General features: G+C 53.1%; 14 protein-coding genes. 6 read left to right on the top strand and 8 right to left on the bottom strand.

Annotation, left to right across the window (positions count from 1 at the left end; all coding sequences use genetic code 11):
• The first annotated feature begins 589 nt into the window (after positions 1–589).
• The gene (locus tag ATO11_RS21955) at positions 590–1,249 is read left to right on the top strand and encodes a hypothetical protein (protein WP_134643195.1); all 660 of its coding nucleotides are present in this window, start codon (positions 590–592) and stop codon (positions 1,247–1,249) included.
• Positions 1,250–1,257: 8 nt separating this feature from the next.
• Here the strand turns inward: ATO11_RS21955 and ATO11_RS20745 are convergent, their stop codons facing one another.
• Positions 1,258–2,634 carry a relaxase/mobilization nuclease domain-containing protein gene (locus ATO11_RS20745; RefSeq protein WP_110553826.1) on the bottom strand — a complete coding sequence of 459 codons (1,377 nt, stop codon included), beginning with the start codon at positions 2,632–2,634 and terminating at the stop codon, positions 1,258–1,260.
• Positions 2,631–3,032: a plasmid mobilization protein gene (locus ATO11_RS21750; protein ID WP_110553823.1), complete on the bottom strand. Its 402-nt coding sequence runs from the start codon at positions 3,030–3,032 to the stop codon at positions 2,631–2,633. The genes ATO11_RS20745 and ATO11_RS21750 overlap by 4 nt, the downstream gene beginning before the upstream one ends.
• Before the next feature lie 901 nt (positions 3,033–3,933).
• On the opposite strand from ATO11_RS21750, the gene ATO11_RS20730 reads away from it, so the two are divergent.
• From ATO11_RS20730 to ATO11_RS21945, 5 genes are all read left to right on the top strand, one after another.
• Entirely contained in the window at positions 3,934–4,611 is a 678-nt protein-coding gene (locus tag ATO11_RS20730) for a hypothetical protein (protein ID WP_050532821.1), read from the top strand.
• On the top strand, positions 4,608–6,398 hold the full coding sequence (locus tag ATO11_RS20725) for a type IV secretory system conjugative DNA transfer family protein (RefSeq protein WP_050532820.1): 1,791 nt from the start codon (positions 4,608–4,610) through the stop codon (positions 6,396–6,398). The genes ATO11_RS20730 and ATO11_RS20725 overlap by 4 nt, the downstream gene beginning before the upstream one ends.
• Positions 6,391–7,149: a hypothetical protein gene (locus tag ATO11_RS21950; protein WP_134643194.1), complete on the top strand. Its 759-nt coding sequence runs from the start codon at positions 6,391–6,393 to the stop codon at positions 7,147–7,149. Before ATO11_RS20725 ends, ATO11_RS21950 begins: the two co-directional genes overlap by 8 nt.
• Positions 7,150–7,715: 566 nt before the next feature.
• Complete coding sequence (locus ATO11_RS20715) at positions 7,716–8,903, top strand: replication initiator protein A (RefSeq protein ID WP_242601493.1); 1,188 nt, start codon at positions 7,716–7,718, stop codon at positions 8,901–8,903.
• A gap of 97 nt (positions 8,904–9,000) precedes the next feature.
• On the top strand, positions 9,001–9,270 hold the full coding sequence (locus ATO11_RS21945; protein WP_134643193.1) for a hypothetical protein: 270 nt from the start codon (positions 9,001–9,003) through the stop codon (positions 9,268–9,270).
• Positions 9,271–9,389: 119 nt separating this feature from the next.
• On the opposite strand, the gene ATO11_RS20710 is transcribed toward ATO11_RS21945, so the two are convergent.
• The 6 genes from ATO11_RS20710 to ATO11_RS20690 form a co-directional block, all read right to left on the bottom strand.
• On the bottom strand, positions 9,390–9,602 hold the full coding sequence (locus tag ATO11_RS20710; protein ID WP_050532818.1) for a plasmid partition protein ParG: 213 nt from the start codon (positions 9,600–9,602) through the stop codon (positions 9,390–9,392).
• On the bottom strand, positions 9,602–10,252 hold the full coding sequence (gene parA / locus ATO11_RS20705; protein ID WP_050532817.1) for a ParA family partition ATPase: 651 nt from the start codon (positions 10,250–10,252) through the stop codon (positions 9,602–9,604). Before parA ends, ATO11_RS20710 begins: the two co-directional genes overlap by 1 nt.
• Positions 10,253–10,314: 62 nt before the next feature.
• Positions 10,315–10,602 carry a type II toxin-antitoxin system RelE/ParE family toxin gene (locus ATO11_RS20700; RefSeq protein ID WP_050532816.1) on the bottom strand — a complete coding sequence of 96 codons (288 nt, stop codon included), beginning with the start codon at positions 10,600–10,602 and terminating at the stop codon, positions 10,315–10,317.
• Complete coding sequence (locus ATO11_RS20695; protein ID WP_050532815.1) at positions 10,599–10,853, bottom strand: type II toxin-antitoxin system ParD family antitoxin; 255 nt, start codon at positions 10,851–10,853, stop codon at positions 10,599–10,601. Before ATO11_RS20695 ends, ATO11_RS20700 begins: the two co-directional genes overlap by 4 nt.
• A gap of 72 nt (positions 10,854–10,925) precedes the next feature.
• The gene (locus ATO11_RS21940) at positions 10,926–11,522 is read right to left on the bottom strand and encodes a hypothetical protein (RefSeq protein ID WP_134643192.1); all 597 of its coding nucleotides are present in this window, start codon (positions 11,520–11,522) and stop codon (positions 10,926–10,928) included.
• Positions 11,523–11,607: 85 nt separating this feature from the next.
• Positions 11,608–12,167 (bottom strand): recombinase family protein (locus tag ATO11_RS20690; RefSeq protein ID WP_242601492.1); only part of this gene is annotated, 560 nt, incomplete at its 5' end.

Raw genomic sequence — 12,167 nt, 5'->3', positions numbered from 1 at the left:
ACCGATTATGGCTACCTCGTCCCTGACATTTTTCTAAAAGAGGCGCGGGACAATGGGGGTTTCAACAATTCACGTGAACAGAAGAGGTTCACCAGCCGCTAGCGTAAAAGTTGCGCTGTCTTTTTCTACAGGCGGCATGACATCGTCAGTATTTACTGACAGAGACGGAAAAGCCATTATAAATCACGAAGGAAGCGGAACAGCTACCGTTTTTATCGATGGAAGGAAATGCGGAACGATCCGCGCCCCTACAACAGAAGCATTTAGTATTTAGACATGAGATCAAATTATTATACTGATACAAGCGGCCTCCCAGAATGGTTAGCAATAACGCTTGGGATAGTTTTCATTATCGTGGTACTGTTCTCCGCTCGATCAATAATATCTGAGGTCTTGGGAGAATGGCGTTCTGGTATTTGTGAATTTGGGGATATGGGAACCTTTTCCAAAGCCACTAACCCAAGCCTATTTTTCTTTGCTGCCTTCTTCAAAACTTTTGGGCTTCTCGCCGTACTTGTATTCGTTGGATACATCCTTTTCCTCGGCGCGATCATAGCCCTTGGCTACATCCTTTAAGTAGGTGAAAAATATGGCACTTTTTAATCCTATTTCTTGGAAAATCACTTCTGGTGATAATCTCGATTTGCATGGCAAAGAAGTGAACCAGACAAAACTTGATTTCTTTGATAAAAAATCTGCCAAAGAATTCATCCAACGAGAACTGGACAAACTTACCTGCGAGGGTTGTGGAGGCCAGCGAATTAAGGGCGGCACCTTAGACGTAGAACTTCGATATGTTAGACTCTATCGACAGGAAACCGTTGATGGATGGTTTGGAGAGAAACGAAAAGACATAAATTTCAAGTCCGTATATCGGATTATTGGCAGCCACTTAGATGGAGAGGTCACATGTAAGAGCTGCAAAAGATCAACGACTAGCCTGCCAAGCGAAAATTTCCCTTTGGTCTCACTTTACAGTGTTGGGTCGTTTGTGAACTTCCTTAACGCCATACCCGTTGAACGAAGAGATAAATTTATCAAAGAACACCTAACACGCGAAGCCATTGAGCGACCTCACAGAATGAAAGAAGTTTTGCAACTGGCTGTCCGATGGCTGGAAGGCGCAAAGGATGCCGAAAGCAGAAATAATAAACGCGCTACAATTACGTCCCTAGCAACTGTATGTGCAACGATGCTTGATGGCGAAGAAGCCGATATTTTGCTTCGTAGCTTTGGAATAGAGGTTTAATTTCACCTCTAAATCTCCAATCCCCTACAACGCCTGCGTTGCCGATCACGATGCTGTCGGCTGGCCTGTTTATTGTCCAGCTCGGTCTTGTGGCTCTCCAGCTCTTCCCGTTGTGACTGTCGATCAAGCGTCAGCCAATACCCAAGATTTGACCGCAAATCGTTCCGTTCGCGACGATGCTTCTCACGCATCAACTTGATCGCCTTTTGTAGCTGCCGCCTGTCGGTGAGCTGTTCCGTTTTCAGCGCGTGAAACTCCCCCGCATCCCGTTTCTTTGCCTGCTCGATCTCAGCGGCAAATTCACGGGGGAGCTTGCCAACACCAAGTTTGAGTTGGGCGCGATCCCACAAGCCCATAAGCCCGCTGCGGATACGATCTGCACGGGCTTTGGCTTCGACTTTCTGACGGGTCTGGTGCTGGCGCTGCAAGGAATGGCGCGATGTCTGCTGTTCGGCTTTCAGACGCTTCACAGCATTGCCCATGCGGGTCTGCTCTTTGCGTTGCTTGGTCTTTAGATCATCGACGCGCTTTTCTGCCGCCGCTGTCATTTTCGCTCTGAGAGTTGCGCGCGCCTGGTCAACTGTTTGAACGTATTCAGGTTGACCAAGCCGTGCGCGAATGTCCTTTTGCTTAGCACCAAGAAACCGATGCAGGGGCAAGGTTTCGCCAGAGTGATGCAGCACGACAAAGCCGCGACGGTCGCCACGGGCAAGCTGCATGGCGTGTGTCTCTAGCGCCGCGTTGAACGCCTGCGCACCGTCTGCAAACTGATACGCCTCGCCAATGATCCGCTTGATGTCGCGTGGGTCTTCCCCAAGGCGTTTGGCTTGCTGCCACTCAGCAATGCCAAAATTCAGCGGGTCGCGGTCTTGGCTGTTTTTCAGACCATCGGGGAGAGGGATGCCAAGCTCTTTGTGAAGGTCTTGGCTAATCTCCCGCAGCCGCATTTTGTGGAACCCCATGTTCTTGGCTTTGACGATAGGGGTGGGGCGTTCCTCCCCCACTTTCGCGCCAACGTCATAATGGGTGGAAAAATGCATGCGGCTGTAAACGACATGTGCATGCTCGCGCCCATTTTTCTCGTGGAAAACGACCGAGCGGGCATGATCGGCAAGCCCCATATCTGCGTCGATTTTATCGAATGCAGCCGCGAACTGCGCGCGGGTGAGATTGGCAGATTCAGGGGGATTAACGATCACATGGAAAAACGGCTGCTGGCATTTGGTGCCTTGCGCGGTCGCCTCGATTTCAAGGAGTGCGCCGTGCAAGTCCTCTGCTGCCGTTCCGCGAATGTCGCCCACCTCAACGTGGTCGTTCTCGCGGGCATTTGAAAGGTGCGCCGCAAGATTACCACCGTAACCGCGCTGCGATCCTTTCAAGATCATGGGGCTGGCTCGTTTGGTTGGGGCGTTGCGGTCTCGCGATGTCCCAAGGCTTGCATGAGCGTGTGGCGCATCCACTGGATGTCTGCCGCCGCTTGATGCAGCAAACGCGCCTCCGGCCACATGCCCGAATTGGCAACATGCGCAAGCTGGTTCGTGTTGTTGCCAATGCGCCCCACGGCCAAGAGCAAAGTTGCCAGCTTGTCACCGTCTTTGACGGTCGGACGGTTGGCACGTTTTGCTCTGGGTGGGGGAAGAGGCTGCTCAAGGGCAGACGCGCGGATAAAATCGCTCATGCTTACACCTGCCGCCTGTGCGGCCTGTGTGAGCTGATCCTTTTCCGAGCGCGTATAGCGTGTCGGAATAGGGAACTCGCGATTTTCTTTGCGTGGCTGGCTCATAGAGCATGCCTCCTTCGGTGTTTAGGGTTCGATGCCCGAAAACGCCGAACCGCTAGGGGGATGCACGGGGGGAGGCGCAGCCGTCCCACCTGCCAAGTGAGTTTGTATAACAAACACATCTTGCATATAGATTACATTAGACAAATTAGCAAAAAGTTAACGTTTGCGCAACGGGTCAGCCACGAGCCATGAACCTCCGGCCTGTCGGCCTTAGGTACTCTTTGGTTTTTAGGATTGAACACTCGCCGTTAGGCAGTCCCTTTTGAATAATCAAAAGGACTGAGCAAGGATGCGTTCGCCCTTGCTACCCCTCAAGCGTTGTCCTCGCCCCTAAAGGGGCTGCGGGAACGCTTGACCGCTAGCAAGGGCTAGGGTCGTTATTTCGTCTTTGGGGGATGTCGAAGGCATCGCGCGGCTCAGTGTTGCGCACATCAACCTCCGGCACGGGGGTGCCGTGTATGTCGAGAACCGGAATGTCAAAGGCGTCGGGCTCTTGGGGCGCGAGAGAGCGCAAGCGTCTCTCGGCCTGCTCGAAATGATGCGAAAGCAAGGGGCTTGGATCATAACTAAGCGCTGCCGCTGATCGCACAAACGGGATGGCAACATTGGCAGGCAACTTTGGGTCGATCCACTGCGCGTCATAATGATAGTCGGACGATGGGGCGGCATGGTATGCCCACCCGTCCGCTTGCCAACCTTCCGCCGATTTCCGTGCTAGGTGCGCTGTGGCCGCGTCCGCTATCATTTGGGCATACGCTGCCGCTGTCTCCCGTTCAGGTAGGCCGTGCAGCTCTAATTGATTGCGGTAGTCTCTCCATACAGTCGCGGCGATTAGCAACGTCATTATTAGTCAGCATAACTGACCTAGATTGATGAGCGCAAATTCCTGCTGAAAAGTCGCATGAGCCGTGGCATACAGGAACTATATGCAATCAAAGGATTTATGTTGCTTGATAAACTCGGTGGATACTTAATCGGGGCGCTCGGAGCTGCATTCATCGTGGCTATCGTCTGGTGGCTGCGTGCGTATGGCTTTGATTTTCGATGGAACCAAAACGCCATAAACATCTCATTGGCACTCGGCTTGCAGCTCATCGTTACCATAGCGGCAATCATCATCATGGCTTTGGGCGACGAGCAGGCCGAACAGGCTAGAGCAATCGGCGATCTATACTTCGACACCGTTTATAAAAGCCATATCCCAAGCGGTGAAAAGCTCGTCTTAGCTTTTATCGTGAATGGTGTAGGCGCTTGGCTTTTAACGTGGGGAATAATTGGAGAGCTTGGCTATGATAGTAACGGATGGACACGTTATTCCGTTTGGTTTTCGTATCTTGTTCTGTGCTTCGTAGGGGCGGGGCTGTGGCAGCTTATCAGCTATGAAGCCGCCCTCAAGAAAGCCATTGAGCAAGAAAAATGGGAAAAGGTTAGGAAGGGTCAGCTCCGATCTGAGTCGGAAAACACAGCCCCCGCTGTCGAGCATCAACAGCCTGCCTCACAGCCAAGACAGACAGAGGATCTGAGCCGGAAAGATCCGCGCGATGCCTTCGACATTCCACCGCAAAGGCTGGATGAATGAAACGGGGCGGCGCAACGCGCTTCATAAGTGGGGCTTGGTCTGTTTATCAGGCGCTTGAATCAATGGAGCACAACCGCCGTGCTCGCCAGCAAGAAGATATGATGCTGGAATCCATGAACGAGTACAGGGCGGTTGCTGATTACATGCGCAATCCGCAAGCGTCCGAGATTTTGGGCGCGGGTCGGATGGCAAATTATCAGGATGTGGCAAGCGCCAACTTGTTTGAAAATCTCGGCCTCTACATCGGCGGCTATGCCGGACAACCAATTTTTTACAACGGTGATCGCCACGCCCTGTCTTATGGTCGCACACGATCCGGCAAAGGGCGCGATATCATCCTGCCCGTGCTGGCAACAAACGCCCAAGACAGTCTGATCGTCACCGATATCAAGGACGCCGAAAACGCCTATGCAAGCGCAACAGCTCGCAAGGCATTGGGGCATAGGGTCATTGCCCTGAATCCGTTCAACATCGCGGGGCTGAGCAGTCACCGATTGAACCCCTGCCAGAACATGCTCGATGTCGCGCGAGGCGGCTATGAAATGGATGGCGAAGACCAACAATTCATAGAGCTGTTTTTGCCCATGACGGAAAAGCAAAAGCAGGCGGACAATGCATGGGCGTTAGAAGGGGCGCGGGATATTTTGCGCATCCGCGCAAAGTATCTGGCCTATTATCGCCCATCTGAGTGCAACCCTGCTGGCCTGTGGCACATGGTTCATGGAAGCCGCGAAAAGATCGTCAGCCAGTATCAGGAAATGATTGATTGCGGGGATGCTACGATCGCGGAACCTGCCGCCACCTATCTCGACGCCTATGAAAACATCGAGCGTCAGTATGGGGGATACAAGACGGGCTTGAACCGTGCGGTTGCGCCCTATGCGCCCAACTCCGTTTTTGCCCATGAAACCAGTGTGAGCGATTTTGATCCTGCGAATTTGAAGCGCGAACGGATCACGGTTTTTGCCATGCTTCCGACCGACAAAATTGAGGTCGGATCACAATGGCTGACATTGACTGTCTCGATGATGATGGAACGGATCGCAGCTGCAACGGGCACGATCCGCACCACGGTTATTCTCGATGAACTGGCAAATTTGCCGTACATGCCGATTGTTCCCAAAGCCCTAAAACTCTTCGCAGGCAAGGGCGTTCGGATGTGGGGATTTTGTCAGGGTCGGCACTCCCTGAGTGATGCCGGATATAAGCAAGAGACCATCCGCGAATTTGAGGATCAATCCGGCTTTCTCCAGCTCTGGGAAGTCGAAGATATGACGCTCATCAAGGACATTGAGGGATGGAGCGGCAAGAAGGGCGTCACCACGCGCGGCGCAAACATGGGCGGTGGCGGTGGTCTGCAAGGATCGTTCTCGATCAACGAAACCGCGCGGCCTGTCATGCAGACAGAAGACATTCGGGCAGTTGGTGAAGGCCAACAGCTTTTGAAAGTGGCTGGCTGTCCGCATCTGATCCATGCGGCGCGGGTGCCGTGGTTTAACATCCCATCTGTCGAAACGCGGCTGCGGGACGTGCGCGAAATCACTACAGGTGAAACGAACTGGAAACCGGAACGCCGCAAGCGCGTTCAAGCCCTGCCCGCTCCACAAATCGAACCGGAAACGCCGGAACCGGATGAAGATGAAATGCTCGCTTTTGCGGTCGCTGAGCTGGATGCAAGGGATCAACAGATTGCAGAGCTGAAAGAGCGTCTGGAACGCAGAGATCAGCTCGCGGCTGATCTCAAAGACCTTTTGGGCGGTAACAACAAAGGGGATCAGGATGGCTGATACAACATCAAGCTTCAATCAGGCCACGGGCAAAACCGATGCCGATGAAGCCAAGCGCCGCGTCAAAAGCATGATGCGTGAAAAGCAGGTGTTTGAAGACAAGGCGGCGGAATATCGCGGCAATCTGCATTCCCAACAAACCCATGAACAGCTCGATCTTGGGCGTAAACACGATGCGCAAAGCTCAAAGCTCGATAAAAAGCTGCATGATGCCTATGGCGCGAACAAGGCTAAGGATCAGGAAGCCCTCCAAGCCCTGAAAGATAAGCGCAAAACAACGAGGCCGACGCAGGAAGACCGCGACCGCGCGGAAGCTTTGCAACGGAATCTCGACAGCATCAAACAGCGTGAAACTGAACAGCGTGACGCCCTGAAAACGCGCCAAGAGGCTGAGCGCAAAAAACTGGCTGAACAGCATGACAAGCAGAACAAGGGCGCAGAACGCACAATTTCTGCTGCGTATCAGGATCGCCAGTCAAAGGGCTGGAAGCCGGAACCTGTGAACTTCCAAAAGTTCGAAAATGCGACCAACGAGAAAATTTCGTTCCAGAAACCCGCCAGAACGGTCTCTGAGGGGTCTGAAAGCTCTCAGGGGACACAAACCACCTCAGACAGCTTAACAAGCTCTCCGCAGCCGTATTTGGCGCCGAAAGGGGCAAGAACTGGAAATCTGCACCCTCCGAAAGAAAAAACAGAGGGGCAAACGGTCGGTGGCAAAGGTTCAGGTAAAGGGAACGGCATGGGCATGTAGCCCATATTCTTAGCAAATATCCCCTGTATCTGCCTTACACCCCAAGGGGTCGAAGACGTTCACTCGCCGTGAGGCACAACCTTTGGGTTGTTTGAAGGCGGTGGCCTATTTTCCCCTGCTTCGTATGAGCCTGCATCGCAAGGATTGAGAGCCATATGGTTCTGGTGAAGACGCAAGCGTTCCCGCAGCCCCTTTAGGGGTGAGGACAATGCTTGAGGCTTTGCCATGGTTCTATGGTTTGATAATCTCAGATGTCAGGCGGCGGAGCAGGTTGGAAAATCCCCCTGCTTTGGTGAGTGCGGAGCACGATTTAGACCGCGTGCCAGCTTGCTGGCATAATCGCGGTCAGAGTATCCGAGCTTGCGAGGATTCCTTTCGTCTCGAAGTGTAGCGAAGAGCCTATGTGTTTTAATTTGTGTTTTATATGTGTTTCCAGCTTTCGGGCATGCTGTAAGCTGTTGATATAAAGAGTTGAATCGTCCTAATTTGTCATAATCGGTGTGTGAAATCCCGAATCGAGGTGTGTGAAATCCCGAATCGAGGTGTGTGAAATCCCGAATCCATCTATGGGAGTTATCCACAGGCGCGCGGTGTGTGAAATCCCGAATTTCATTGACACGGTGTGTGAAATCCCGAAACTGACCGTGGTGTGTGAAATCCCGAATGTGATGTCTGAAAATGAGCTAAAACAAGAACGATCCCCCCTACTTCCTGTGCGGCACCCGCAGCGGGATTTTTTTGTTTGCGATATCTTCGACGCCGCACCTAAGTCGGACATGGCCTCGATGGAGTATCCCCTCTTCACGCTCTCAACCAAGCCCGATATGACACTCCGCCGCTATGAGGTGAACGGCAACTGGTTAGAGCTGAAACCGTCAAGCATCGGCCTCGCCACGGTCTTTGATCGTGACATCCTGATCTACTGCATCAGTCAGTGCATGGCTGCACTGAATGCAGGCCGTCAGGTGCATCGCACAATGCGTTTCTCAGCTCACGATCTTCTGAAAGCAACAAACCGCGACACCAGCCGACGCGGATACAAGCTGTTCAAAGATGCGCTCGACAGGCTTCGTAACACGGGCATTGAAACCAACGTCACCACTGGTGGGTTTGAAGCGCTCGAAGGCTTCGGTTTCATCGACAAATATCGCGTCGTGCGGGAAACCCGCGATGGCCGCATGCAGGCGATTGAAATCACCCTTTCCGATTGGCTCTTCAACGCCATTGACGCAAAGGGCGGTGAAATCCTGACGATCTCCCCCTTGTACTTCCAGCTCCGCAAACCGCTTGAACGCCGCCTTTATGAGATTGCCCGCAAGAGCTGCGGCACCAAGAACCGTATGCTGCGCTATGGCATGGAAAAGCTACGCATGAAGACAGGCTCGCAATCCACGCCCAAAGAGTTCCGCCGCATGGTCAAGGCCATCGTGGACATGAACAACGAAAAGAACCACATCCCCGATTACACGTTCGAGCTGGACGGCGATCTGTTCATCATCCGCCCCCGTTCCGAGTTCACGGATATCTATACGGAACCGGAGACGGTGGACGCACTCGACAAAATCCTGTTGCCCTCGTCCGCCTATGAGAACGCCCGAAAGCATGCTGGGGGATATGATCTGGCTTTCCTTGAACGCGAATGGCGCGACATGCTGACCGGCAAGAAATCAGTTCCGGATAACCCAAGCGGATCGTTCGTGAACTTCGTCAAAAGCTATGTGACGCGAAATGGGGAAGCTCGTCTACTCATTTGAGTAAATGAGTGTTGTTGCAACTATGTGTTGATCTACGCCACCTTAAAGCTCTACGCTCCACTTATTGAAGAACCAGTGCGAAATAGAGGAGGCCAAGATGGCCGATAACGTTGTTTACGACAAAGCAATTGCGATAAGCGCAGACGAACTATCAGATTTTGCCGCTGCTCCAGAGGCGTTTCTCAAGGAACGCGGAGCTATGGAAGGCATTCCAGAATTCAACGGAGTGTATTCAGAAAGTGGCGAACGCCTTGATAAGGAGGGGGTGATTGACGTTTCAGCTCTTTCAGAGGTTAGAGCAACGATTATAATCGCGCATGAGCCAATTCCATACCCCAACCCATGTACTTGGCATATTTGGCTCTAGCTCGCATCACCACATATAGAGTCACAGCCTTGAGCCACTGACCAAGCACTTACGGTTGATTGGTGGCTCAACTTTTAATCAGAGGCAGAACGTAAATCATCGTCCTCCCCAACAAAAACTCATTTACTCAAATACTCAGACCATAAATCACGAGTGATGTCTGAGATCGAGCGCCCCTCTTCCACGGATTTCATCTTGATCCGCTTATACAGGCTTTCCTCAATCTCCGCATTCAAACGCTTTTTCTTCTCAATTGCCGTCTCCGTGACCTCTTGCAAGATGCGTTGACGGGCTTCATCGCCACGGCTGGGGCGTTTCGCTGACAATCCCATTATGCCACCTCCCGCACCACAGGTGCGATCATCGCCAATATCTCGTCAATCAAAGCCGTAGTTTCGGCCTTAGCCTTGACATTGTCTGCATCAAACACGGTCAGCCCTTCAGATGCCGTCTGCGGGTAAACCTGCCGCTGTGTGATGGTCGTATCAAAGACGGGCAGGGCGTATTCGTCCAGAGCCGCCCGCACATCGCCACCAAGGCGCGTTCCTTCCACCACACGAGACACAACAAAGCCCGCAAGCGGAACGCCGTCTGTGACCTCCTGACGGGCTTTGATGAAGTCCACCAGATCAGACGCCGCCCAGATGTCATAGGGTGCGGGCTGCACAGGGATCAGGATAAAATCGCTGACCTTGATCGCAGCGGCGATCATGTCTTCCAGCTTGGCCGCGCCGTTGATCACCACGTAGTCGTAATTTGCGGCCATGCTGGCGAGCGTCTTGACGTTGTTGGGACGGTCAAGCACCACCAGCTCAATCGGGTTGTCTTCGTTTGCCGCGTGCCAGTCTCGGGCGCTGCCCGGTGGGTCACTGTCCACGATCAGGACGGAAGCCCCGCGATCATGCAACGCCCGTGCAAGGTTGGTGCTGATGGTGGTCTTGCCGCATCCACCCTTCGGATTCAAAACGGAAATAATGCTCATATCTGCCTCATTTGTGTTTTTACTCAAAAGTGTAACTGAGTAAATGAGGTGAGGCAAGCCCGTTACAAATGCCGATCTGTGTCCATCTGTTGATGTAAAACACGAATGACAGCGATCCCGTCACCTGTGCTGACAAAGAAAACAAAGTGCTTGCCGACCGAGTATTTCAGATACCCGTCGCGAACATCGGCTGTGCGGCCTTGCTTCTTTCCTGCCGCCAAGTCGTTGCAGGCATCCCGAATATCATCCGTGTAACGGTCGGCCTGATCTACCCCCCACATTTCTGCGGTGTAGTCCCAGATTCCATCAATATCTGCGATAGCTGCGGGTGAGAAGGTGACGCGGCTCATGTGGGGGCATTGCCGAACTCTGCCCGCTTACGTGCTTTGAATTCTTCGAAATCGAACGGCTGCGGCTCGCCGGATTGCTCACCTGCGATCAGGGCATCCTGCAATGCCTTTACCTTGGATTCGTGTTCTTCCAACAAGCGCAGGCCAGCCCGCACAACATCACTGGCCGAACCATAGCGGCCTGATTGAACTTGCGTGTCGATAAACCCTGTAAAGTGATCGCCAAGCGACATGGATGTATTTTTTGCCATGATAAGCCTCCTATAGACAGGTTATACCAAATATTGGTACTTTCTGCAAGCTCCACTCATTTACTCAACCACTCAAGCTGCGCGACCTCTTGCTGCTTTCCATGCCGCCTTACGGGGCATCCACTCAGCAGGGCCTAGGTTGCGGCTCACACCGCTTTTGCGCCCATGTACCGCACCTGTCTCCTGCGGTCGTATTCGGCAGAAGCGTGCAAAGTGCGGTTCTGTGCCTTTGGCGAGGTATTTTTTCAACCCTTCGGCGTTGTCGATTTTCTGAATCTTCACCGCATCGTCGGGAATAGGGTGGCCATCATTAATCTTGGTAAGCCACTTTCGTAGTGATCCTGCAAAGTGCAATGCTTGCTCGGGCGTGATGTGAACCATCCAGTGGACGTGGTGCAGCCCTTTGTCTGCCTCTATTACCCACGCAAAAGTTGGCGCACCATTTCGTGCTGTTTTTGTCCCCTTGGGCGTATAGCTCGACCATCGCTGAAACCGTTCGTTGCGCAATTTTGCAAACACCTCAAAAATGTCTGTCTCGTCGCAACCAAGTTGCCAGAAATTGATGGTGACATGTGTGTTGAACGGTCGCCCGAGCGCCGCCGCTGTTCGCGGTGCATGTAGCAGGTTCGTCGCTGCTTTTCGCTTGATGTAATGCTGTACTGCTCGCACCCGATGATTCTCTATTTTGTGTGTGATAGGCGCACATATACTAGATAGACCGTGGGGAGTCGATAATGTACGCCGTTTGTTCTTTTCAGGAACGCCGCACCGTCTGCACACTGACCTTGAACAAGCTGGCGATCTCACGCAGCGGGCGGTGCTCGATGTCGCGCATGCGGATTACCTCGGCTTTTTGATCGGGCGATAGGGCAGGGGGACGGCCACCGATGCGGCCACGCTTGCGAGCTGCGGCCAAACCTTCGCGGGTACGCTCTGCGATCCGGCGGCGTTCAAAATGGGCGATGGACGCAAAGACGTGAAAGATCAGCTCTCCGGCTGGCGTGGTCGTGTCGATGTCCTCGGCCAAAGATCGAAAACCCGCGCCCCGTTCTTTGATGGCTTCCACGATGTCGAGAAGATCGCGCAGAGAACGGGCTAGGCGGTCATACTTTGTCACCACCACCACGTCACCGTCACGGAGCTGATCGAGCATGCGTTGCAGCTCGGGCCGCTTGGCCGTTGCGCCGCTGATCGTTTCAGAGAACACGCGCCCTGCGCCCGCCTCCTTCAAGGCGTCAAGCTGAGCGTCTAGGTTCTGGTCTGTGGTGGACACACGAGCATAGCCAATAATCATGCCAAAATCGTACCAAAACC

The organism is Pseudaestuariivita atlantica (genome assembly GCF_001205715.1).
Lineage (GTDB): Bacteria > Pseudomonadota > Alphaproteobacteria > Rhodobacterales > Rhodobacteraceae > Pseudaestuariivita > Pseudaestuariivita atlantica.
Note: the sequence above shows the minus strand (reverse complement) of the source record. Positions and strands in the feature narration are given on the sequence as shown.

What these genes read in the sequence shown, in the direction of transcription:
- ATO11_RS21955 (WP_134643195.1), top strand. Translation starts at nt 590, where the DNA reads ATGGCACTTTTTAATCCTATTTCTTGGAAAATCACTTCTGGTGATAAT.
- ATO11_RS20745 (WP_110553826.1), bottom strand. Translation starts at nt 2,634, where the DNA reads ATGATCTTGAAAGGATCGCAGCGCGGTTACGGTGGTAATCTTGCGGCG.
- ATO11_RS21750 (WP_110553823.1), bottom strand. Translation starts at nt 3,032, where the DNA reads ATGAGCCAGCCACGCAAAGAAAATCGCGAGTTCCCTATTCCGACACGC.
- ATO11_RS20730 (WP_050532821.1), top strand. Translation starts at nt 3,934, where the DNA reads ATGAGCCGTGGCATACAGGAACTATATGCAATCAAAGGATTTATGTTG.
- ATO11_RS20725 (WP_050532820.1), top strand. Translation starts at nt 4,608, where the DNA reads ATGAAACGGGGCGGCGCAACGCGCTTCATAAGTGGGGCTTGGTCTGTT.
- ATO11_RS21950 (WP_134643194.1), top strand. Translation starts at nt 6,391, where the DNA reads ATGGCTGATACAACATCAAGCTTCAATCAGGCCACGGGCAAAACCGAT.
- ATO11_RS20715 (WP_242601493.1), top strand. Translation starts at nt 7,716, where the DNA reads ATGGGAGTTATCCACAGGCGCGCGGTGTGTGAAATCCCGAATTTCATT.
- ATO11_RS21945 (WP_134643193.1), top strand. Translation starts at nt 9,001, where the DNA reads ATGGCCGATAACGTTGTTTACGACAAAGCAATTGCGATAAGCGCAGAC.
- ATO11_RS20710 (WP_050532818.1), bottom strand. Translation starts at nt 9,602, where the DNA reads ATGGGATTGTCAGCGAAACGCCCCAGCCGTGGCGATGAAGCCCGTCAA.
- parA (WP_050532817.1), bottom strand. Translation starts at nt 10,252, where the DNA reads ATGAGCATTATTTCCGTTTTGAATCCGAAGGGTGGATGCGGCAAGACC.
- ATO11_RS20700 (WP_050532816.1), bottom strand. Translation starts at nt 10,602, where the DNA reads ATGAGCCGCGTCACCTTCTCACCCGCAGCTATCGCAGATATTGATGGA.
- ATO11_RS20695 (WP_050532815.1), bottom strand. Translation starts at nt 10,853, where the DNA reads ATGGCAAAAAATACATCCATGTCGCTTGGCGATCACTTTACAGGGTTT.